This is a genomic window from Ruegeria alba, assembly GCF_022321465.1.
Classification (GTDB): Bacteria; Pseudomonadota; Alphaproteobacteria; order Rhodobacterales; family Rhodobacteraceae; genus Ruegeria_B; species Ruegeria_B alba.
Genome location: NZ_JAKOEM010000012.1, coordinates 66,520 through 87,757 on the forward strand (window position 1 = coordinate 66,520; position 21,238 = coordinate 87,757).

At 64.7% G+C, this 21,238-nt stretch carries 22 protein-coding genes; 10 read left to right on the top strand and 12 right to left on the bottom strand.

The annotated features are described in order from the left end of the window. Window positions 1–31: 31 nt before the first annotated feature. The gene (pyrC, locus tag MB818_RS13855) at window positions 32–1,072 is read right to left on the bottom strand and encodes a dihydroorotase (RefSeq protein ID WP_238905453.1); all 1,041 of its coding nucleotides are present in this window, start codon (window positions 1,070–1,072) and stop codon (window positions 32–34) included. A gap of 105 nt (window positions 1,073–1,177) precedes the next feature. Here pyrC and MB818_RS13860 point away from each other — a divergent pair, with 105 nt between their 5' ends. Further along, window positions 1,178–1,618, top strand: a complete 441-nt coding sequence (locus tag MB818_RS13860) for a hypothetical protein (RefSeq protein ID WP_234136206.1) — start codon at window positions 1,178–1,180, stop codon at window positions 1,616–1,618. On the opposite strand, the gene MB818_RS13865 is transcribed toward MB818_RS13860, so the two are convergent. From MB818_RS13865 to MB818_RS13890, 6 genes are all read right to left on the bottom strand, one after another. Next, window positions 1,609–2,568 carry a phosphoadenosine phosphosulfate reductase gene (locus MB818_RS13865; protein ID WP_234176083.1) on the bottom strand — a complete coding sequence of 320 codons (960 nt, stop codon included), beginning with the start codon at window positions 2,566–2,568 and terminating at the stop codon, window positions 1,609–1,611. The genes MB818_RS13860 and MB818_RS13865 overlap by 10 nt on opposite strands. An 85-nt stretch (window positions 2,569–2,653) precedes the next feature. Continuing rightward, complete coding sequence (locus MB818_RS13870) at window positions 2,654–3,733, bottom strand: glycosyltransferase family 2 protein (RefSeq protein ID WP_234136208.1); 1,080 nt, start codon at window positions 3,731–3,733, stop codon at window positions 2,654–2,656. Between the two features lie 6 nt (window positions 3,734–3,739). Further along, the gene (locus MB818_RS13875; RefSeq protein WP_234166180.1) at window positions 3,740–4,438 is read right to left on the bottom strand and encodes an FkbM family methyltransferase; all 699 of its coding nucleotides are present in this window, start codon (window positions 4,436–4,438) and stop codon (window positions 3,740–3,742) included. Between the two features lie 3 nt (window positions 4,439–4,441). Next, a complete protein-coding gene (locus tag MB818_RS13880; protein ID WP_238905455.1) occupies window positions 4,442–6,817 on the bottom strand; it encodes a glycosyltransferase family 2 protein in 2,376 nt (791 codons plus the stop codon). Beyond that, complete coding sequence (locus tag MB818_RS13885; protein ID WP_234136211.1) at window positions 6,817–7,503, bottom strand: sulfotransferase; 687 nt, start codon at window positions 7,501–7,503, stop codon at window positions 6,817–6,819. Before MB818_RS13885 ends, MB818_RS13880 begins: the two co-directional genes overlap by 1 nt. Then, window positions 7,503–8,555, bottom strand: coding sequence for a glycosyltransferase family 2 protein (locus MB818_RS13890; RefSeq protein ID WP_238905458.1), 1,053 nt, complete (start codon window positions 8,553–8,555; stop codon window positions 7,503–7,505). Before MB818_RS13890 ends, MB818_RS13885 begins: the two co-directional genes overlap by 1 nt. 231 nt (window positions 8,556–8,786) lie before the next feature. Here MB818_RS13890 and MB818_RS13895 point away from each other — a divergent pair, with 231 nt between their 5' ends. The 9 genes from MB818_RS13895 (at window position 8,787) to MB818_RS13935 (ending at window position 16,549) form a co-directional block, all read left to right on the top strand. Next, entirely contained in the window at window positions 8,787–9,695 is a 909-nt protein-coding gene (locus MB818_RS13895; RefSeq protein ID WP_234143590.1) for an AAA family ATPase, read from the top strand. A gap of 60 nt (window positions 9,696–9,755) precedes the next feature. Beyond that, window positions 9,756–11,018: a vWA domain-containing protein gene (locus MB818_RS13900; protein ID WP_238905459.1), complete on the top strand. Its 1,263-nt coding sequence runs from the start codon at window positions 9,756–9,758 to the stop codon at window positions 11,016–11,018. Between the two features lie 175 nt (window positions 11,019–11,193). Continuing rightward, window positions 11,194–11,427, top strand: a complete 234-nt coding sequence (locus tag MB818_RS13905) for a hypothetical protein (protein WP_238905461.1) — start codon at window positions 11,194–11,196, stop codon at window positions 11,425–11,427. A gap of 1 nt (window position 11,428) precedes the next feature. After that, window positions 11,429–12,019: a hypothetical protein gene (locus tag MB818_RS13910; protein WP_238905462.1), complete on the top strand. Its 591-nt coding sequence runs from the start codon at window positions 11,429–11,431 to the stop codon at window positions 12,017–12,019. Next, on the top strand, window positions 11,997–13,148 hold the full coding sequence (locus MB818_RS13915; protein ID WP_238905463.1) for a hypothetical protein: 1,152 nt from the start codon (window positions 11,997–11,999) through the stop codon (window positions 13,146–13,148). The genes MB818_RS13910 and MB818_RS13915 overlap by 23 nt, the downstream gene beginning before the upstream one ends. A gap of 101 nt (window positions 13,149–13,249) precedes the next feature. Continuing rightward, a complete protein-coding gene (locus MB818_RS13920; protein WP_234143594.1) occupies window positions 13,250–13,801 on the top strand; it encodes a YeeE/YedE thiosulfate transporter family protein in 552 nt (183 codons plus the stop codon). 3 nt (window positions 13,802–13,804) lie between these two features. Then, a complete protein-coding gene (locus MB818_RS13925; RefSeq protein WP_238905465.1) occupies window positions 13,805–14,398 on the top strand; it encodes a YeeE/YedE thiosulfate transporter family protein in 594 nt (197 codons plus the stop codon). 178 nt (window positions 14,399–14,576) lie between these two features. After that, window positions 14,577–15,545: an XdhC family protein gene (locus MB818_RS13930; protein WP_234215944.1), complete on the top strand. Its 969-nt coding sequence runs from the start codon at window positions 14,577–14,579 to the stop codon at window positions 15,543–15,545. Further along, window positions 15,542–16,549: a molybdopterin-binding protein gene (locus MB818_RS13935; protein ID WP_234166189.1), complete on the top strand. Its 1,008-nt coding sequence runs from the start codon at window positions 15,542–15,544 to the stop codon at window positions 16,547–16,549. Before MB818_RS13930 ends, MB818_RS13935 begins: the two co-directional genes overlap by 4 nt. A gap of 222 nt (window positions 16,550–16,771) precedes the next feature. Here MB818_RS13935 and infC read toward each other — a convergent pair whose 3' ends face one another. The 5 genes from infC to MB818_RS13960 form a co-directional block, all read right to left on the bottom strand. Continuing rightward, window positions 16,772–17,395, bottom strand: a complete 624-nt coding sequence (gene infC / locus MB818_RS13940; RefSeq protein WP_234136221.1) for a translation initiation factor IF-3 — start codon at window positions 17,393–17,395, stop codon at window positions 16,772–16,774. A gap of 71 nt (window positions 17,396–17,466) precedes the next feature. Further along, the gene (locus tag MB818_RS13945; RefSeq protein ID WP_234136222.1) at window positions 17,467–18,300 is read right to left on the bottom strand and encodes a ferredoxin--NADP reductase; all 834 of its coding nucleotides are present in this window, start codon (window positions 18,298–18,300) and stop codon (window positions 17,467–17,469) included. A gap of 113 nt (window positions 18,301–18,413) precedes the next feature. Next, a complete protein-coding gene (locus tag MB818_RS13950; protein ID WP_234136223.1) occupies window positions 18,414–18,821 on the bottom strand; it encodes a DUF934 domain-containing protein in 408 nt (135 codons plus the stop codon). Next, the gene (locus MB818_RS13955; RefSeq protein ID WP_234166192.1) at window positions 18,818–19,579 is read right to left on the bottom strand and encodes a phosphoadenylyl-sulfate reductase; all 762 of its coding nucleotides are present in this window, start codon (window positions 19,577–19,579) and stop codon (window positions 18,818–18,820) included. The genes MB818_RS13950 and MB818_RS13955 overlap by 4 nt, the downstream gene beginning before the upstream one ends. After that, window positions 19,569–21,233 (bottom strand): nitrite/sulfite reductase, encoded by a 1,665-nt coding sequence (locus MB818_RS13960; protein ID WP_238905466.1) that lies wholly within the window; start codon window positions 21,231–21,233, stop codon window positions 19,569–19,571. Before MB818_RS13960 ends, MB818_RS13955 begins: the two co-directional genes overlap by 11 nt. Between the last annotated feature and the right edge of the window lie 5 nt (window positions 21,234–21,238).

Consider the following 21,238-nt stretch of genomic DNA (forward strand, 5'->3'; position numbering starts at 1 on the left):
TTCTGGGGCAAATTCTTCGTTGAAGAATTTGTTACCCGGTCACCCTCCAATGCAGCGGGAAGCCGGGATCGAACACGGTGACGGTGTGGTCCGCGACGGGCAGGGTCTTGGGGATGGTGAGCGGGTCAAGCTTGCTGAGTGTGATCGTGTCGGCATTGATAGGCAGGCCAAAAAAGGCGGGACCGTTCAGCGAGGTAAAGCCTTCCAGCTTGTCCAATGCGCCCGCCTGTTCGAATACATGGGCAAGGCAGGAGAGTGCTATGGGCGCAGTGAAGCAGCCTGCGGCACAGCATTCTGCCTCCTTGGCATGGGTGGGATGAGGTGCGCTGTCGGTGCCGAGGAAATAGCGCGCATCGCCCGAGGTGGCGGCAGCGACCAGCGCCTCGCGGTGCTGGCGGCGCTTGAGAATCGGCAGGCAGTAGTAATGCGGGCGCATACCGCCCACCAGCATGTCATTGCGGTCGAACATCAGATGCTGGACAGTGATCGTCGCCCCCAGGCCCTCGGGGTTGGCCGCCACGTAATCGGCACCGTCCTTTGTGGTGATGTGCTCCATGATCACGCGCAGCCCCGGCATCGTGCGGCGGATCGGGTCCAGCACCCGGTCGATGAACACCGCCTCGCGGTCGAAAATGTCGATCTCGCGATCGGTGACCTCGCCATGTACGCAGAGCGGACAGCCGATTTCGGCCATGCGTTCGAGTACCGGGCGCACCTTGTCAAAGTCCTTCACGCCGCTCGCGGAATTGGTGGTGGCGCCCGCCGGGTAGAGCTTGACCGAGGTGATCAGCCCGCTTGCATGGGCCGTCGCCAGATCGTCGGGATCCGTGTCTTCGGTCAGATAGAGCGTCATCAGCGGTTCGAACGTCATGCCCTCGGGCAGCGCCGCCAGGATCCGTTCGCGATAGGCGGCCGCCTGCGCCCCGGTCACCACCGGCGGCACCAGGTTCGGCATGACGATGGCGCGGGCGAAATGGCGCGCGGTTTCGGGCAGGACGGCGGCCAGCATGGCGCCGTCGCGCAGATGCAGGTGCCAGTCGTCGGGGCGGCGGATCGTGAGGCTCTGGGTCATGGCGACCCGCTAGCACAGGTGCGGCATTCGGGAAAGGGGGCGAGGCAATTTGCGCGGTTCTCAGGTGCGCGGTCGCGCGGCAGTCTTGAGGCTCTGGGGGACAATATGCGCCGGACTCTGACACTCGATCATATTTACGACGCCGATCCCGATCGGCTGTTTCGCCTCGTCACTGATCTGGACACGCTGGATGCGGTGATTCATCCCTGGATGCGGCTGGATCATCTGCCCTCGGGGCCAGTGCATCAGGGGCAGGTAATCGATGTTGACCTGTCGCTGCTGGGTCTTTTTCCGTCACAGCCCTATCGGATGGAGGTCACCCTGTTCGACGCCACCACCCGACGTATGATATCCGAGGAAACGGGCCATGGTCTGCGGTGTCTGGTGCACGCTTTACAGGTTCTGCCAGCCGGCGCGGGCGCGCGACTGGTCGACCGGATCGAGGTCGAGGCGGGTTGGCTGACACCGCTGCTCTTGTTCTGGCTTCGGGTCACCCATGCCTGGCGTCATCATGTGCGCAAGCGGCTGTTGCGGACTCAGGCCTGACCGGGGGGCGGCGCGAACTTCCCTGCGCGCGCGTCCTCTTCCAGCTCTTCCAGCCGCCGCCGAAACCGGCGCGCGGGCATCCGGGCGATCACGTTTCGGCAAAGTACCATGTTCAGATAGGGCCGGTTCTGCCGGTCAAGAACGGCCACCAGCCCCTTGAGATAGCGCGGATAGGAGCGGCGGGCGCGATAGACCTTAAAGAAGCTTTTGGCATTCAGCTTGCCGGTGCCGGCCATCAGCAGGATTCGATAGAGCAGGTTCATATCCAACAAGCGCGCCTGCAACTCGGCCCCCATGTAGCGCATGCGTAGGCGGGTGACATTGTCGCGGGCAAACAGTGTCGCGTGCATCGCGTCGAGCGATTCGACCGGATCGTAAAGGATGAAGGCATGTTCCGCCGCATCCAGCATGTCGGGTGCATAGCCATAGCGGTCGGTGAACGAGACCCGGCGCATCTCGGTAAACCGGTCGTCCCATTCGGTCATGCGCGCATCCAGCGTTGCCTGCGGCTGCACTGCCACCACGGTGGCGCCGGGGGCGGCCACGGAAAACGCCGCCGCCGCATAGCCGCAAGGCCCGGCACCGTAAAAGACCACGCGTTCGAAATCCTCGAAGAAGCCGTCATCAATCAGACGGTCGAAGAAGCCATAGACCTTGGGGTCGCGAAACCAGGTATCGCCGTCGGAGATGATGCACAGATGCGACCAGCCCTTGGACTTGACCAGTTCGAAGCCAAAGGGCTGATGGGTTTCCGAGATCGAGCGAATGCCCTCGGCGGTTTCAAAGGTCACGAGCAGCGTCGGTTCACGGTCGATGAAGGTTGCAAAGTGGCGCGGGCCCAGTTCCTGGGCCATGCCGTCGGCCTCGGCCTGTTCCAGAAGCTTTTGCTTCCACACCTCACGACGGAATCCGGCGATGGATTCGTCGATGCTCGTCTTTGCGTCCTGCATAACTGGTCCTCGATACTCCGGCCTCGTGGCGGGCTGGTTTCGAAGTCAGGATCTAGACGGGAATTGAGGCTAAATTGGGCAAATCTCAGGCCGGTTTCGGGTCGTTTTCCGGACCTTCTCCGGCGGATTCCAGGCGGCCCAGATTGGCGAACCCCACCAGCGTGCGGGCCGAGGCGGCGCTGATCAGGCGCGAAGGCGGCGTCATGAGGAGCCGCGCGAACAGCGCCCGATAGGGTTCCTGCTTCATCAGGTCGGTAAAGCGTTTCTGCCGCCATTCCACCGCGCGCTTGTGCAGCCGCGCCAGTTTCGCATCGGCCAGCAGGGCCTGGCGCAACGCAGTGCTGCGTTCGTCATATCGCAGGATCGAGTCGTCGCTATCGGTGTTGAAATTGCGCTCGACCCAGTAATCGACATCCAGCATGTGCTCGGAATGCACCGCGCGGCCGCGATCGGCCTTGAGCACGTAGCTTTCCATCGCGCCCAGCGGATAGTGGTTCAGTTGCGCCAACCCGTAATTAGGGCGGCCATAGCTGGAGAATATCCGGTTCTCGCGGAACATTTCGTCCAGCGCGCGGCCGTGCCCGTCATACCAGTGCGAGCTTTCCAGCCGCTCGGGCACCGGGTTGCGCGGGCGGTGCACCCCCAGTTTGCGATAGGTGCCGTCGTTGCGGTAGAGCGTCTTGAACATCGAGGCGCGCCACGGCCAGAACATGATCTCGGGGGCGCAGCGGGTGAACTGGCCGGTCACCGGTGCATCCACGTAACGCGGTGTGTCGGAATTGCCGAACAGCCGCCAGGTCAGCGTGATCGCAGTGGCGCGCGGCAGCGCCTCGAACAGGGCCGACAGGCTGCCGTCGCCCACATGGATGTTGACGAATTCATCCACGTCCAGCGGCAGGATCCAGTCGGCCTGTTTCACCAGCCGGTGTTTCGAGGCCGCCTTGAGTGCCGTGAACTGGATGCCCCCCTTGTCATAGGGGCCATCATTGCGCAGATGAACCAGCACGCCCATCTCGGCCAGCCGATCCAGCATCTGGTCGGTGCCGTCCTGGCAGTCGTTTGAAAAGACAAGGAAATCCGTGAACCCCACCGCCTGGTGATGGGCCAGCCATTCCAGCAGAAACGCTGCTTCGTTGCGAACCGTCAGAACCGCCAGACTGCGCATGCGCCCTCACCAATCGCTGCGAAACACCGCGACCTTACCTTGGGACCAGCGCGGGAAGAAGACCAGACCGGCGCGGCGCATTGCCTCGAATACGCGGGCGACGCCCTCTTTGCCCACCCATTGCGGATGCAGTTCGATCAGCACTGCGCGTAGACCGGACAGGTCAAGCTGCGGCAGCAGGTCCACCTCGGCCCCCTCGATATCGCAGACCAGCACGCTGGGCCGGATATCGGCCAACGCCTTGGCAGCGCCGCGCACGGGCACCTGCACCTTTTCCACCGTGTCGTCATCCTCGGGCAGCGGCGCAAGCGAGCTGTCCAGGATCGAGGAGCGCTGATAAAATGTGCGCCGCCCGGGTTTGTCCCCCAGCAGCGCGTGGTGGATATGGGCGTTGGTGACGCCATTGGCGGCATGCACCGCTTCGATATAGGGGATCAGGCGCGGATTGGCCTCGAAACAGTGCACCTCGGCGGCGCGGGTCTTGGTGGCGATCAGGGTCGACATGAAGCCGATACCGGCGCCCAACTCCATCACCACGTCGCCCTCTTTCATCATCCGATAGGCGGCACGCGCCTCCTTGGCCTCGTACCCGTCGGTGCGCAGCAACAGGCGCACCCGTTTCGGCAGGATGTCGGTATCGAGTGGAAAACGCATCCCGCGCGAGGTCAGGAACTTGCCGTCATGGGTCTGTGATCCGTCTGCCATGGCTCAGCTCTCCACATCCAGCGCCAGCGCATAGGCGACCCGTTCGGTGCCGGTCAGCTGTACTTCCAGCGCCTGTTTGTATAGGGCCTCGAACTCGGGCATGCCATGCAGTTCGGCGGCCTTGGCCCGGTGCCAGTCAAGCCCCGCCGCATGCAGGTCGCACAGGGTGTCATCCTGCATCAGCCGGTCATATTCGGCGCGCATCCGGGGCAGGTTGCGCTTGATCGTGACATCGCGGTGGTCGTTCCAGTCCATCCGGATCCAATAGTTCAGCCCGATCGAGCGATCCACATGCAGCGCCCGGCCGCGCTGGCGCTTGACCAGGAAACTCTCGGCGCTGCGCAGCGCGTAATGGTTGAGCTGGAGCAGGTCGTAGCCGATGGATTTCTTGGAGTTGCGCCAGCCCGATTTCAGCGCCTCGCCGGTCATGTCCTGGCCCGAGCCATTGACCCATTTCACCTGTGCTTCAAAGGCTTCGTCCAGCTTGTTGGGGCGGTGGCAGCTGATCTTCTCATAGGCGCCGATATTGCGGAACATGGTCTTGAAGCCCCAGACCGTATGCGGCTTGGGGCAGTATTTGGGCGCACAGGCATCGAACTGGTCGATGACGAATTCGTCCTTCAGTTCGGTCACGCCGTTATGGCCGAACAGCCGCCAGGTCATCGCCACATTGGTGGCCTCGGGGGCGGCGGCAAAGAAATCGTCCAGCGTGCCGTTGCCGCAACGGATATTGATGAACTCGTCGACGTCGATATGGATGATCCAGTCGCTGTTTTTCAGCACCGGTTCCTTCAAGGCCTGGTTCAGTGCGTGCTGCTGGGGAGAGTTGCCTTTCCACTTGTCGTTGTTGCGGTGCTGAAGCACGCCAAGCTCCTGCAACCGGTCGAGAATTTCGCTGGTGCCGTCAGAGCAATCGTTGGTGTAGATCAGGAAATTGTCGACCCCGATGGCGCGGTGATAGGCCACCCATTCGACGATGTAGGGGGCCTCGTTCTTCATGCAGCCGACGATGATATTGCCGGTCTTGCCCTTGGCCAGCTTGCGCGGCTTGGCGGGAGAAAAGGCGGCGGCCAGCTGTTCCTCGTCGACCGCGCCGATGCGGTTATGCGGCTCGTAGGAGGATTTGCGCAGCTTCTCGAAATTCTGTACCGCCAGCGGCGGCATCAGCCGGCGGGCGGTCTCGCTCAGGCTGTCATCGCTTTCGGGCTCGGGCTGCGGGGCCGGGGAAGGCCCGGTTTCGGCGGGTGCGGCCGCCAGTTGCTCGGCCCTGAGCGCCAGCTGCTCGGCGCTCAACTTTTCAATCCGCCAGCGCGCCGCCAGCAGGTATTGCGAGGCGCGAAAGCCGCGCTCGGGATCGGCCTCGACCCAGTCGGCGGCGGGCGGCGGGGTGAACTGCTCCTCGTTCAGGCCGGGATGGTCTAGCATCAGGGCGCTGTTGGCGGCCTCGAACCGGGCCGATATCGCGGCCAGCCCATCCGGCGCCGGAGGCGGGCCGTCTATGGCCAACTCGTCCAGCAGGCTGCGCCACAGTTGCCGTGTCACAACCTTGTCGCCATTGGCCATATAGCGCAGCAGCAATTCATTGAACCGGCGCTGGCGCGAGAGGGCGGCGGCCGAGGGCAGGGGGGTGGCCAAGGTCGGCTCGGCCCGCCCGATGCCGCGCGTGATGCCGAACATCTCGCGCACCAGCTCGGTCGCGCCGGGGCTGGCCAGATCGGCAGGATCGTGAGAAAACAGCCGCACCGCTCCGGTGCCAAACCCCTCTTCCCACAGAGCCACCAGCCCGACGAGGTCGAGCCAGAAGGCTGGCCCCTGCGTCTCCTCGAACATGCCCCGGATCGGGTCGATGTCGGGCATCGCGGCGATGGCCGCCCGCCACCAGCCGGGCGCGCCGATCAACTCCAGCTCTTGCTCCAACGGCGCGGCGCGGCCTTCCGTAACCTGGGCGGCATAGTGATCCAGCAACATGCGCGCAGGGTCGCTCACCGTGGCGACCACTTGGATGTCATCGGAGAGAGGTGCAAGCAGGTCGCGCAGCCGCGCCACTTCGGATGGGCGGTGTATCGAACTTGCCATCTGTGCCGCCGACAGGATCAGCGTGTCTGGGCGGGTGGCGGCGATCTCGGCGCGCAGCCCTTCGATCATCGCATCGCGCAGCACCGCCTGTGCTTCGGGCGCGGCATAGCCACGGTTATAGCGGAACGGGTCCACATGGTCGGGGTCTGTCACCGCCATATACAGCCGCATGTGGTTGCGGTTGCCTGGGCTGCGGGCAAACAGCACGCCCTGCGATTTCAGCCCTTCGCGTTTGTCCGACAGGATCGACTGGATGCGGTCCGCACCCGTTGTTTCGGGACCGATATGAAGGACGATACGCATCAGCTGGTCTGATCCTCACTCGGGGTCGCGTCTGGCTCGGACACCGTTTCTGTGACGGTCTCTGCGCCGGTTTCGGGGTTCTCGTTCACGGTGCCCCACCAACGGATCGGCAGGCCGAGAAAGGCACCGATCCGGGCCGGGGCTTCGGGGTCGAGAATGTCATATTCCAGAAAGCGCGGATCGCCCGCGAAGACCCGGCGGCAGAAACGGTTGTGCCCGTCGATCCAGCGCACGATATCCGCCGGTGTCCGACCGTATTTGCCCGGCAGACCCGGCACGTCGAAGATGCGCAGCCGCTTGCGGCCCAGATTGGTCCAGCGGATCATGCTGTTGGCCTGCGCCTCGGGGTCGCGATAGGACAGGATGAATCTCGCCCCCGGATGCCGTTCGATGATCGCCTCGAGCAGGCCCCAATCGGTTTGCGGCCAGCGGTTCAGCTCGCCGCCCACCACGTTGATCTCGCTTAGCGCGTCGAACTCATCAAGCAGATGCAGCGGGTCGCCGGTTTCGAAATAGCCGCGATACATCAGATCGCCCAGGAAATGGCGCGCCACCTCTGGGTTTGTCGACTGGAACTTGCGCACCTTCCAGTCCGCCACTTTCAGCCCCGAGGCGCGCAATGCCACTCCCAGCGTGGTGGTGCCCGATTTGGGCAGGCCCAGATTGATCACCCTGAGCCTGGCCATCAGAGTATCCCCATCTCTTGCAGCAATGCTTCTTCGCCCGGTGGTAGGGTCGAGGCGGCGCGCAGCTGCGCCTGCATCTCGCGATAGGCGGGCTGGTTCAGCAGGGCGGCACATTTCTCGCGGTGCAGGCGCACCGCCTCGTCATGCAGCGCGCCGATCTCGCGATGAGCCTTGATCCGCTCCAAGGCATCCTCCAGCGCGGGCAGGTAGCGTGCGATACTGGTATCCTGCCAGGCCGGGTCGTTCCGCTCGCGCCAATAGGTGTCGTCAAAGGCCCTGTTTTCGCGGTTCACATCGCCCCGGTCGTTCTTGACCAGGTAGCTGTCCAGCGAGCGCAGCGCATAGTGGTTGAGCGTCGCGAAGTCGCGCGCGCCCTTGGCCGGAAACTTGCGGATGCGGCGCGGATTGGCCGCGACCAGGAACTTGTGCGGCACCTGCCGGCCCGACCCATCGGCCCAGGCCAGCCCCTTTTTCTTGCCCTGCTTCTTGCTGAAAAAGGGCCGGTGCGCGCCGAAATACTGCAAGGGAAAGTCGCGCCGGGTCAGCGATTTGACCTCGATCGCGGTCTCACCGCACCAGATGTCGGGATTGTGAGAGCGGGTGAACTGCGCGATCACAGGCCGGTCCTCGAACCCGTCGATGCCGTCATTGGCGAAGAACTGGAAATGCACCGAGATCGCCGCGGGGGCGCCACAGGCGGCGATCAGCGCGGGGATTGTGTTGTCGCCCACATGGATGTTCAGGAACTCGTCGACATCGGCGATCCAGACCCAGTCGGCGGCCTGTACCACGGTGCGATGGGCGGCATCCTTCAGCGCCTCCATCTGGTAATTGCGCCCCTCTGCCGGGTTGGGCAGATGCACCACGTTGCCACACAGATCGGCCAACTCGGTGCCACCAGCGGCCAGCGCGTCCAGCAGCCGGTCGGTGCCATCGGAACAGTCATTGGAATAGAACAGGAAATCGGTGACCCCGATCAACCGGTTGAACGCGATCCATTCCAGCAGGAACGGCCCCTCGTTCTTGACGCAGGTCACCGCCGTTATCCGCATGCACTTGCCCCGGTTGCCCTGGAATAGATTGCTGTCATCGCCTGTTTGCGGGCGGTTTTCCCGCCCTCCGATTGTTTCCAATGTCATGACATTTGCGCGCACAAGCGTCAACAGACCCCTAAGAGTTAGACTATCGTCGCAGTCCTTGTGTCGCAAAACCGCCCCTCTGCCGCTTGACGCGGGCGCGCCGGTGATGCCCCATTGGGCGCGACACAGGGAACGGGGACAGACATGACACAGGCGCCATCCATAGACGCGGTGCAAAAGATGCTGGGCGAACAGGGCTACGTCTGCGGTCGGGCGCTGGCCACGGTCGTGTTCCTCTCGCTGCGCCTCGGGCGGCCGCTCTTTCTCGAGGGCGAGGCCGGGGTGGGCAAGACCGAGATCGCCAAGGCCATCGCCGCCGCCCTGGGCCGCCGCCTGATCCGCCTGCAATGCTACGAGGGGCTCGACGCCGCCTCGGCCGTCTACGACTGGAATTTCCCCGCCCAGATGGTCGCCATCCGCACCGCCGAGGCCGCTGGCGGCGCCGACCGCGGTGCGCTCCAGACGGAGCTTTTTTCGGATGACTTCCTCATCGAACGCCCACTTCTGCAAGCCATGCGGCCGGATCCGGCGGGCGCTCCGGTATTGCTCATCGACGAGCTCGACCGCACCGACGAACCGTTCGAGGCCTTCCTTTTGGAGGCCCTCTCGGATTTCCAGGTCACCATCCCCGAGCTTGGCACCATCAAGGCGCCCGAGCCGCCCATCGTCATCCTCACCTCGAACCGCACGCGCGAGGTGCATGACGCGCTGAAACGCCGCTGCCTCTATCACTGGGTCGATTATCCTGATTTCGATCGCGAGATGGAAATCCTGCATGCCCGCGCGCCCGAGGCCGCCGAGACCCTCAGCCGCCAGGTGGTGGCCTTCGTCCAGACCCTGCGCACCGAGGATCTGTTCAAGAAACCGGGCGTGGCGGAAACCATCGACTGGGCCAAATGCCTGCTGGCGCTCGACGTGATCGACCTGAGCCCCGAGGTGATCGCCGACACGCTGGGCGCGATCCTGAAATACCAGGACGACATCCAGAAACTGCAAGGGTCCGAGGCCAAACGCATTCTGGATCAGGCCAAGGCCTCCCTGGAACCCGCCTGATGCTTCTTTCTGGTCCGAAATACTCCGGGGGTGCGGGGGCAGAGCCCCCGCGAAGGCCGCATGCCTGAATACGCCCCGCTTGCCCTGCCGGAAAATCCGCGTCTGGCCCAGAACATCACCCATTTCGCCCGCGCCCTGCGCAAGGCGGGATTGCCGATCGGGCCGGGCCGCGTCATCGACGCGGTGCGCGCGGTCGAGGCGGCCGGATTTACCGAGAAACGCGATTTCTACTGGACGCTTCACGCCTGTTTCGTGAACCGCCCCGAACACCGCGCCGTCTTTGCCCAGGTCTTCCGCCTCTACTGGCGTGACCCGCGCTATCTGGAACACATGATGTCGATGATGCTGCCCGCCATCCGTGGCGTGCAGGAGGAACGCAGCGCCCAGGCCGCCGAGAAACGCGCCGCCGAGGCTCTGCTCGACGGGAACCAGCCGGAGCTGCCGGAACCTGAACCCGAGAAGGAGGGCGAGGAAACCCTGATCGAGGTCGACGCCTCGCTCACCATGTCGGCCGAGGAAAAGCTCAAGACGCTTGATTTCGAACAGATGAGCACCGAGGAGATCGCCCGCGCCAAGCGCATGCTGGCCCGGCTGACGTTGCCGGTAAAGCCGATCCCGTCACGGCGCAGGCAGGCGGCGGTGCTGGGGCCCCGCATCGACCGCGCCCGCACCCTGCGCGCTGCCATGCGCCAGGGTGGCGAGCTGCGCGATATTGCCCGTGCCGAACCGCGCCCACGTTGGCCGAATCTCGTGGTGCTTTGCGATATTTCCGGTTCGATGAGTCAATACAGTCGTATGGTCCTGCATTTTCTCCATGCCGTATCCAATGCCAAGGGGCAAGGCTGGGCCAAGGTGCATGCCTTTACCTTTGGCACGCGGCTGACCAATGTCACACGGCACTTGCGTCAGCGCGATGTCGACGCCGCGCTGAAATCCGCCGGGGCCGAGGCGCAGGACTGGGAGGGCGGTACCCGCATCGGCGCCTGCCTTCATGCATTCAACCGCGACTGGTCGCGGCGGGTGACGGGGCAGGGCGCGGTGGTGCTGTTGATCACCGACGGGCTCGACCGTGACAACCCCGACGCGCTTGCCGCCGAGATGGAGCGTCTGCATTTGTCCTCGCGCCGCCTGATCTGGCTGAACCCGCTGTTGCGCTGGTCCGAGTTTGCCCCCAAGGCGCGCGGTATCCGCGCCATGCTGCCCCATGTCGACAGTTTCCGCGCGGGCCATTCCATCGCCTCGCTCGAAGAACTGGCCGAGGTGATCTCGCGCCCCGACGATGTGGGCGAAAAGGCGCGGTTGCTGGCCCGGCTGGAGGAATGACCTCGGGTTGAATTGATCGTTCGCGTTCCGGGTGTATAGTTCCTCGGATTTGAATGGAGCGGCCATGGTTTTGAATTGCGTCGATTGCGAGGATCCGCCCGGCGGCAGGGCCTGTTGCGAACCCGGCCAGACCCCGATGTGTTTCATTAAGGATGGCAAGGCCCAATCCGTTTGCATGTCGCTGTCCAGCGATATTACCGGGGACGTGGAACGGTTCGCCGCGGCGTTGAAAGCGACGTTGCGCGCGCTGGCGGGGCCCGCCTATTTTGACGATATCGAACAGAACTTTCACCTTGCCGATGGGCGCGCGACCTTTGTCAGTGCGAATGGCCGGGTAAAGATGACGGCCCTGAACCCGGAGAGCGGTCGCGGCGGTGGCAGCGCCGAGGATCACGTTCGGGGGATGTAGCGTGTTCAGTTACGAGAACCTGAAACGATTTGTCCTGTTGTTGCTGATGCTGCGCCGGAAGTTTCCGGGCAGGGGATATGTGGCCTTTGCGCGGATCGGGTTGGTCATGATCGGGCTGGGCCTTCCCGGTGTGCTCGATCTTGTCATCTCGGGCGCTGTCGGGCTTGGGCTGATGACGCAGCCACCGGCCGATGATCGTCTGGCTATCGCCCAACTTGCGCTCATTGCTTGTGGCGTGGGCGTCATTCTGATGACGCTCTGGCTGTATGACCGGTACCTCGGACGGGTGCCGCGCGGCCTCAAAAACGAGGGGTGTTTCAACCTGAACATTCAGCCGGACACGCCGCTGGGGCCGCTTATCCAAAAGACGGCCCAAAGCCTGGGCAAAGTCGTCGACCTGTCCGGCATCCCGGACGCGTATTGGAGCCTCCCCATTCTGAGCGGGCCCATGTTCAACGACGATTTCGGCAGTTTTCTGGCAAATATCGACCGGCGGACCACGCCCCCCGGTCTGATGCGCTGGTCGGAGGAGGCAGAGGTCTATCGGATCTGGATCGAGGATCCGGCAGGTGTCATCGCGGGGCGCGGCTGATGGCGGCGCGCGCCGGATGAGCGCGACGCGGGACAGTGACCGCGCCTTCTGGGTGGCGCATCAGTACGCCTCCGACTCGGGCGGCGCGATAGAGCCGGACACGGCGATGCAAGGCCACGACCCGGCGCTGGCGCTGGCCGGGCATGTCGTCGCTGTCAACCGGCTCTATCTGGATCAGCACCGGTTTCAGCCGCGGATCGCCCGCTGTCAGACCTGGCTGCTGCCGGCCTCGCCCCGGATCAATGCCCGCGCCATCCAGCATGGCGCCCGGCGCGCGGTCTTTCTGCATGGCGGGCTGCTGCGGAGCCTGTGGAACGCGCTTCATATGCTGCTGGCGGGGTCGTGCTTTCTGGCCGACCGCTTCGGCTGGCAGGCCGCCGATCTGAGCCCGCCACCGCCCGCGCCGGGCGGCGTGCGGCTGTTTCCGCAGGTGACCGGCGGCGATGGGACCGACCCGCTGTCCTATCTCAAGGAGGTTTATGGCCGCGCGGTGGAATTCGTCTATTTCCACGAGATCGCACATCACGGGCGCGACCATATCGCCCGGCTGCGCGTGGTTGGCGGACAGGGCTTTGTCGACGAGGGGCTGGCCATGGCCGCAGGGGCCGGGACGGTGGCAGACCTGTTGCGGCTGCTTGAATTCGATGCCGATCTGAACGCGGTCGACATGTGCCTGAACGCCACCGGCTTTGCCACCTGGGCCGAGGGAGAGACGCCGCGCTTTGCCGATCCCGACTACATGACCAGCGAGCTGTTTCTGCACCTGACCGGCATGGTCACCCTGTTCATGCTGCTTGACCGGGCCGCCCCCAATGCTCCCGCGCAGTATGATGGCGGGCATCCCCCGGCGCTGCATCGGGCGATCCGGCTGTCGGTGGGGCTGGCCGATACGGTGCAGGCGGCAACGGGGCTGAGCCGCGCACAGGTCGATCCGTTTCTCGATCACGCCTGGTCCGAGGTGGTGAGCCTGGCCGGGCGGCTGGGGTATCCGCCTGGCCTGTGGACCGGACGGCAGGATCAGATCGCCCGCATCGGCCTGCTGGACGACATCGCCGACCGCGCCAACGCGCTCAGCCGCGAGATCGACGCCGAACTGGGACAAAAGCCCGCCGCACGCGGCCCGGCCTGAACCCCGGGCCGCCGATGCGGCCAATTTGATCTATGTCATGCCGGAACTCGAATATGTGATGTATTCGTGATGCAGAATATGAATCTGCAAGGGGGAGTGCCATGACACTCAACTGGAAAATCGGCGGGCTGCTTCTGGGGCTGGTCTTCTTTGCCGCCGTGCTGCTGGTCAAGCCGATCGGGGTCTCGACCCAGTTTGTCATTCTTGACGGGATCGTTGCCGACGCGGTGATGCCGGACCTCGTGACCAAGACCGAAGAGGGCTATACCTCGACCAATGCCTATCTGGCCAAATCAGGCGGCAAATATGCCAAGTCGGTGGCCAATCCGCTCAACTATTCCTTTGTCTTCGTACTGGCGATGATGCTGGGCGGGTTCCTGTCGGTGATGGCGCGCGGCGGTCTTGATCGGGCCGAGCGGGCAATCCCCGCGCTCTGGCGGGCCAATTTCGGTGACAGCGCGGTCAAGCGCTATGCAGTGGCCTTTATGGGTGGTTTCATCGTGCTCTATGGCGCGCGTCTGGCCGGGGGGTGCACCTCGGGCCACATGATGTCTGGCATGATGCAGACGGCGCTCAGCGGTTACATCTTTGCCGCCGGGGCCTTCGCCGCCGCCATTCCCGTTTCCATCCTGATGTTTCGCAAGGAGGTCTGAGCCATGACGTCGATCATTCTCGCAATCGTGATCGGGGCGGCCTTTGGCGCCGTGCTGGACCGGGTCGGCGCCGCCAATCCGAACGTGATCAACCGCATGCTGAACCTGACCGACCTGCGTCTGGCCAAGGCGATCCTGCTGGCGATCGGCACCGGATCGGCTCTGATGTTCGGTGGCCAGATGCTGGGCCTGGTCGATGTGGGCAATATGTCGGTCAAGACGGCCTATGTCGGTGTCTTTCTGGGTGGCCTGATGCTTGGCGCGGGCTGGGCTGCGGCGGGCTATTGCCCCGGCACCGGCGTTGTCGCGGCGGCCTCAGGGCGCAAGGACGCGTGGTTCTTCATCGCCGGCGGTCTGCTGGGGGCGGCGGCCTATATGGTGACCTATCCGGCGTGGAAGGCCAGCGGCCTGCTTGACAAGATCGCCGGGGGCGCGGTGACGCTGGGCACCGTACCCGGGTCGAAATACGAGGGCATGACGGCGCTGCCGGGCGACATTCTGGGTCTGGTGCTGGGGCTGGGCTTTGTGGCGCTGGCCTTTGCCCTGCCGGATCGGCTGATGGGGGCGGGCGTGCCGCGCACGGCTCCGGCCGAATAGGCGCGGTTTCATATCCCGGTGCATGGCTCTCGCGCAAATTCCCTGGCCATGCATCCGCGGCCCGGCGTTCGTGTTCGCGCCGGGCCGCATTTCGTTTGTCGTCACAATTGCTTCGCCCCTACTTTCGCACCATTGAATTGGCCGCGCCGCACGCCATACTGATCGGGTGGAGGCATGCATGGAACGATTTGACAACGCACCCGAGATCGCGCTGGCCTGGCACCGGCAGGGGCTGGGCGCGGCGCTGGCCACGGTGGTCGAAACCTGGGGCAGCGCCCCGCGCCGGGTGGGCGCGCAACTGGCGATCGGCGGCGATGGCCGGATCGAGGGATCGGTCTCGGGCGGCTGTGTCGAGGGCGCGGTGATCGTCGAGGCGCTGGAAGCGCTGGAGGACGGTGAGGCGCGGCTGCTGGAATTCGGGGTCAGCGACGAGGACGCCTTTGCCGTGGGTCTGGCCTGTGGCGGTACCATCCGCGTGCTGGTCGAGCCGGTGGGCAGCGTGCTGCCCGAACCGATGCTGGCCGAGCTGGTCGATGCCCGCGCCTCGCGTCAGGCGCTGGCCTATGTGGTCGACACTGCGCGCGGCACAAGGGCGCTGGTACGGGATGGCTATCGCGAACGGATGCGGATGGACCGGTCCGGCTTCGAAGAGGACGGGCGCACCTTTGTCGCCGTGCACAACCCGCCCCTGCGGCTGATCGTGGTGGGGGCCGTTCATATCGCCCAGGCGCTGGTGCCGATGGCGCGCATCGCGGGCTATGATCCGGTGGTGATCGACCCGCGCGAGGCCTTTGCCAGCGACGCGCGCTTTCCCGGCGAGACGATCCTGCATGACTGGCCCGACGAGGCGGTTTCGAAACTGGGTCTTGATGCGCGCACCGCGCTGGTGCTGCTGACCCATGACCCCAAGCTGGACGACCCCGCGCTCGAGGCTGCCTTGGCGGCGGATGTGTTCTATATCGGCGCGCTGGGTTCGACCCGGACCCATGCGAAACGGGTTGCGCGCATGCACGAGGCCGGGTTTACCGATGCCCAGATCGGGCGCATTCACGGGCCTGTCGGCCTCGATATCGGGGCGGCGGGCCCGGCCGAGATCGCGGTGGCGATCCTGGCGCAGATGACTGCGGTGCTGCGGGGTCGGGCATGAGGTTCGGCCCTGTCCCGGTGGCCGGGGCCGACGGCGCGATTCTGGCCCATTCGGTGCAGGCGGGGTCGAAGAAACTGCGCAAGGGGCTGCGGTTGGAGCCCGAGCATCTGGAACAGCTGACTCAGGCGGGCATCGCCGAGGTGATCGTGGCGCGGCTCGACCCCGGCGATTGTCACGAGGATGCCGCCGCCCGGCAACTGGCCGATGCGCTGGCGCCCGACCCGGGCGCCGCCGGGCTGCGGGTGACCGCGCCCTTTACCGGCCGCGTCAACCTGCTGGCGGACGGGCCGGGGGTGGTCTGCCTCGACGTCGACGCGATCGAGCGTTTCAACCTGGTGCACCCCATGATCACCGTGGCCACGGTGCCGCAGCATCAGCAGATGGGGCCGGGCGGCATGGTCGCCACGATCAAGGTGATCTCCTACGCGGTGCCGCAGGCCGATGTCGACCGCGCGGCAGATGCGGCACGTGGCGCGATCCGCCTTGCGGCGCCGGTGTTGCGCAGCGCCGGGCTGGTGGTCACCGACATTCCCGGCGGTCCGCCCAATGACAAGGGCATCGCCGCGATCCGGGGTCGGATCGAGGCGCTGGGCCTGACGCTTGACGACCTGCGGCTGGTGCCCCATCGCGGTGCCGAGCTTGCGGCGGCGATCTCCGAGGTTCGGGGCGACATGGTCTTGATCCTCACCGGCTCGGCCACTTCGGACCCCGAGGACGTGGCCCCCGCCGCCCTGCGCCGCGCGGGCGGCGTGGTCGAGCGGTTCGGCATGCCGGTCGATCCGGGCAACCTGCTGTTTCTGGGTGCTCTGGGCGCGCGCCCGGTGATCGGCCTGCCGGGCTGCGCCCGCTCACCGGCGTTGAACGGGGCCGACTGGGTGCTGTCCCGGGTGGCCTGCGGGGTGCCGGTAAGCGGCCGCGACATCGCCGCAATGGGGGTCGGAGGGCTACTCAAGGAGATCCCAACCCGTCCGCAACCGCGCGCCGGACGCGGTGCCACGTCATAAACGGGGCCAAGCAGGGCTCGCAATCTGCTTCGTGGGCTGACCGAGCTTTGGCGGATCGGTTCGGGCGCGCCAGCTCTTCCACCGCATGAACTGGCATGTCGGTGACAGAGTTTGCCAATGCAAACTCTGCAACCAAAATCTCTGACGAGATTTTGCTAGCGCCCCAACAAAGAAAACCCCGCCGGGATTCGGCGGGGCTAGGTCTTTGCGCTGCGAGTAAGATTACTTCTGCGGCAGCGGGCCGATCATCATGATCATCTGACGGCCTTCCATCTTGGGCATGTTCTCGATCTTGCCCACTTCCTTGACGTCTTCTGCCACCCGTTCCAGCAGCTCGCGGCCCAGGTTCTGGTGCGCCATCTCGCGCCCGCGGAACCGCAGCGTGACCTTCACCTTGTCGCCATTCTCCAGGAACTTGAAAACGCTGCGCATTTTGACGTCATAGTCATGAGTGTCCGTGTTGGGGCGGAACTTGACTTCTTTGACCTCAATGATCTTTTGTTTCTTGCGCGCTTCGCTTTCGCGTTTCTGCTGCTCGTACTTGTATTTGCCAAAGTCCATGATCTTGCAGACCGGGGGCGTGGCATTGGGGGAAATTTCGACCAGATCCAGACCGGCTTCCTCGGCCATGGCCATGGCCTTGGCAGGATGCACGACACCGACATTTTCACCATCTGCGCCGATCAGGCGGATCTCGGGTGCACGGATCTTGTCATTGACGCGCGGGCCGGTGTCGCGTTGCGGCGGCGCGTTGTGGGGTCTGCGGGCTATGGGAATATTCCTTTGTTGTTGCCAGAAATTCGAGGCCGGAAGGTAAACCGGCCCGCCCCGCGTTTCAAGCGGCATCGGCGGGCAGGCCCTTAAAAAAAGGGATATGTGCCGTTCAGGTTCACCCGGGCCGCGGCCTGGGCCGAAACTTAGCCCACAAAGGCCTTTTCGATCACGAATTCGCGCGGGTCGGAATTGGCGCCCTCGGTCAGGCCGAACTCTTCCAGAATGGCCTTGATGTCGTGGTTGAAGGCAAGGCTGCCGCAGACCATGGCGCGGTCGGTTTCCGGCTTGATGCCGCCCTCGATACCCAGATCGGAGAATACGGTGCCGTCTTTCAGCAACTCGGTGATCCGGCCCATGCGCGGGCTCTCTTCGCGGGTGGTGGTGGGGTAATAGCGGATCTTGTCGGCAAAGCCCTCGCCCATCAGTTCGGCCAACAGCTCGTCCTGCCGGACCTCCTCGATCAGCTGGCGGCCATATTCCAGCTCGGCCACCTGGCGGCAGGTATGGGTGATGATGACCTCGTCGTAATCCTCATAGGTCTGCGGCTCGCGCAGCAGCGAGGCAAAGGGGGCAAATCCTGTGCCGGTGGCAAAGAACCAGATGCGCTTGCCGGGCAACAGCGCGTCATGCACCAGCGTGCCAACCGGCTTGGGCCGCAGAATGATCTCGTCGCCGGGCTGGATATGCTGCAGTTTCGAGGTCAGCGGGCCGTCCTGCACTTTGATCGAGTAGAACTCCAACTCTTCGTCCCAGGCGGGCGAGGCGATGGAATAGGCGCGCAGAAGCGGTTTGCCATTGTCGCCCAAGAGGCCGATCATCACGAACTCGCCCGAGCGGAACCGCAGGCTGGCGGGCCGGGTCACGCGGAACGAGAACAGCCGGTCAGTCCAGTGTTTCACTTGCGTCACGGTCTGGGCGTCGGGCAGGGTGGGGGCCTTGATGGCGGCGGCTTCGGTCACGGGTCTCATCTCGGTCATTGTTCATGTCACCGGTGCGGTAAGCCGGCGCCTCTCTCTAGTCTTTGACATACATCATGAAAAGGGGAATGTCTCCCCTTTTCATTAGTGTACTAATGAATTTGGACGTCAGGTCAGCCGCGCAGACGGGCCTGATAGTCATGCGCCTGCCAGTCGGCGCGGGCCAGCCACTGCGCCTCGGGCTGGCGGTCGGCCAGGGCTGCGTCGATCTCGACCTCGTCGAACCCGGCCCGGCGGGCCATGGCATATTGATCGGCCAGCACATGACCCTTGGCCCGCAGCCGCCCGGTATAGCCATGCAGGCGCAGGGTGCGCGCGATGGTAAAACCGCGCCCATCGGCGAAAGAGGGGAAATCCACCCGCACCATGCGCACCCGCTGCAACCGTGCCGCCAGCGCGTCGGGGTCGGCATCGGCGGGAACGTCCAGCGCCACCACGTCATTGGCCACATCGCCCAGGGCGGTGAAACCGTCGGTCCAGTCGTCGGGCTGAAAGCCCTGGTCGGTCACGATCACAGTCATGTCTTGTCTCCGTTGCGCACCATCTTGCCATCGACGAAATGGATGCCGCATTCTTCCTTGGTCTGGTTGCGCCAGCGCCCGGCGCGCGGGTCTTCTCCGGGAGCCACCGGCGAGGTGCAGGGCGCGCAGCCGATCGAAGGGTATCCCTGCGCCACCAGCGGATGCCGGGGCAGGCGGTTTTCCTCCATATAGGCGCGCACGTCCTCGGGGGCCCAATGGGCCAGCGGGTTAACCTTGATCCGGCCGGTGCCGTCCTCGACCTCGAAGAAGTCGAGCGCGGCGCGGGTGCCGGCCTGGAACCGCTTGCGCCCGGTGATCCAGCCGTCATAGCCCGACAATGCCCGTTGCAGCGGGATCGTCTTGCGCAGGGTGCAGCAGGCATCGGTGTCGCGCAGGCGCAGCGCGCCATAAGGGTCGTCGCGTGCGACGTCGTCGTCATCGGCGCGGATCACGTGGACGTTCCTCAGGCCCAGGCGCTCGCTCACCTCCTGCTGATAGACCAGCGTTTCGGCGAACAGCATCTGGGTGTCGATGAACAGCACCGGCACCTGCCGGTCGATCACCGCCGCCATGTGCAACAGCACCACCGATTCCGCGCCAAAGCTGGACACCAGCGCGATATTGCCCGCCTCGCGCAGCGCCCCGTGCATGACATCGGTGGCGCTGTGATGCTTGTAGCGGGCGTTGAGCGCCGCGACCTTCTGCGTCAGAACGCTTCGGTCGCGGCCCAGTTCGGTCTGGATCTCGTCAAGCGGCATCGGCGCGGGCCTCGGGATAGAGCGCCGCCTTGAACGGCGCCATGCCAACCCGGCGATAGGTGTCGATAAAGCTCTCCTCGCGGTCACGCCGCTGGTCCAGATAGGTTTCCACGATCCGCTCAATGGCGGGCACGATCTGGTCATAGGCAAAGCCGGGGCCGGTGCGCTCGCCGATGGCGGCGGTCTCGGTGGCGTCGCCGCCAAGGGTGATCTGGTAGTTTTCGACGCCCGCCCGGTCGAGGCCAAGGATGCCGATATGGCCTACATGGTGGTGGCCGCAGGCATTGATGCAGCCCGAAATCTTGATCTTGAGCGCGCCGATCTCATGTTCCAGCTTCAGCTCTTCGAAGCGGGTGGCAATCTCCTGCGCCACGGGGATCGAGCGGGCGGTGGCCAGTGCGCAATAATCCATGCCGGGGCAGGCGATGATATCGCTGATCAGGCCGATATTGGCGGTGCCCAGCCCGTTGGCGGCCAGTTCTGCATGGATCGCGGGCAGGTCGGATTTGTGCACATGCGGCAGGATCACGTTCTGTTCGTGGCTGATGCGCAGCTCGTCATAGCCAAAGCGTTCGGCCAGGTCGGCCATCACCCGCATCTGTTCGGCGCTGGCATCGCCCGGCGTGGCGCCATGCGCCTTGAGCGAGATGGTGACAATGGCATGATCGTCCCGCTTGTGCGCGGCGATATTGGTATCGACCCAGGACCGGAACACCGGATCCTTGGCATAGGCCTCATCGAACGGCGCCAGCGAGGACGTCCGCCAGGACGGAGGAGCGAAATGCCCCTTGATCTCGTCCAGCAGCGCCATGTCGGCGCCCTTGAACTGGCCGCGCACCTGGATGAACCTCTCGTTCACCTTGGCCCGGATCGCCTCGATCCCGTGTTCGAACACGGTGATCTTGATGCGCGCCTTGTACTTGTTGTCGCGCCGCCCGATCTGGTTCCAGACCGAAACGGTGGCCTCGAGATAGGCGAGCAGGTCGTCAAAGGCGACAAAGGGGCTCAGCTCCTGTCCGATCATCGGCGTGCGGCCCAGGCCGCCGCCGACGATCACCCGCGCGCCCAGCACGCCGTCGCGTGTCACCAGTTGCAAGCCGATGTCATGCGCCTTGATCACCGCGCGGTCATTGGCGGACCCGGTGATGGCGATCTTGAACTTGCGCGGCATGAACTGGAACTCGGGGTGGTCGGTCGACCATTGCCGCAGCAGTTCGGCATAGGGGCGGGGGTCGGCGACCTCATCCGCCGCGGCACCGGCGAAATGGTCGGCGGTCACGTTGCGGATGGTGTTGCCGCTGGTCTGGATCGCATGCAGCCCGACCTCGGCCAGCGCGTCCAGCATGTCGGGAACGTCACGCAGCTTGGGCCAGTTGTACTGGATGTTCTGGCGGGTGGTGAAATGGCCGTAACCCTTGTCCCATTTCTCGGCCAGAAGGGCCAGCTGCCGCATCTGCGCCGAATTCAGCGTGCCATAGGGGATCGCCACCCGCAGCATATAGGCGTGCAGTTGCAGATAGAGCCCGTTCATCAGGCGCAGAGGCTTGAACTCGTCTTCGGTCAGCGAGCCGTCGATGCGGCGTTCCACCTGGGCGCGGAACTGGGCGTTGCGCTCGGCAAGAAAGGCGGTGTCGAATTCGGAATAGCGATACATGTCTG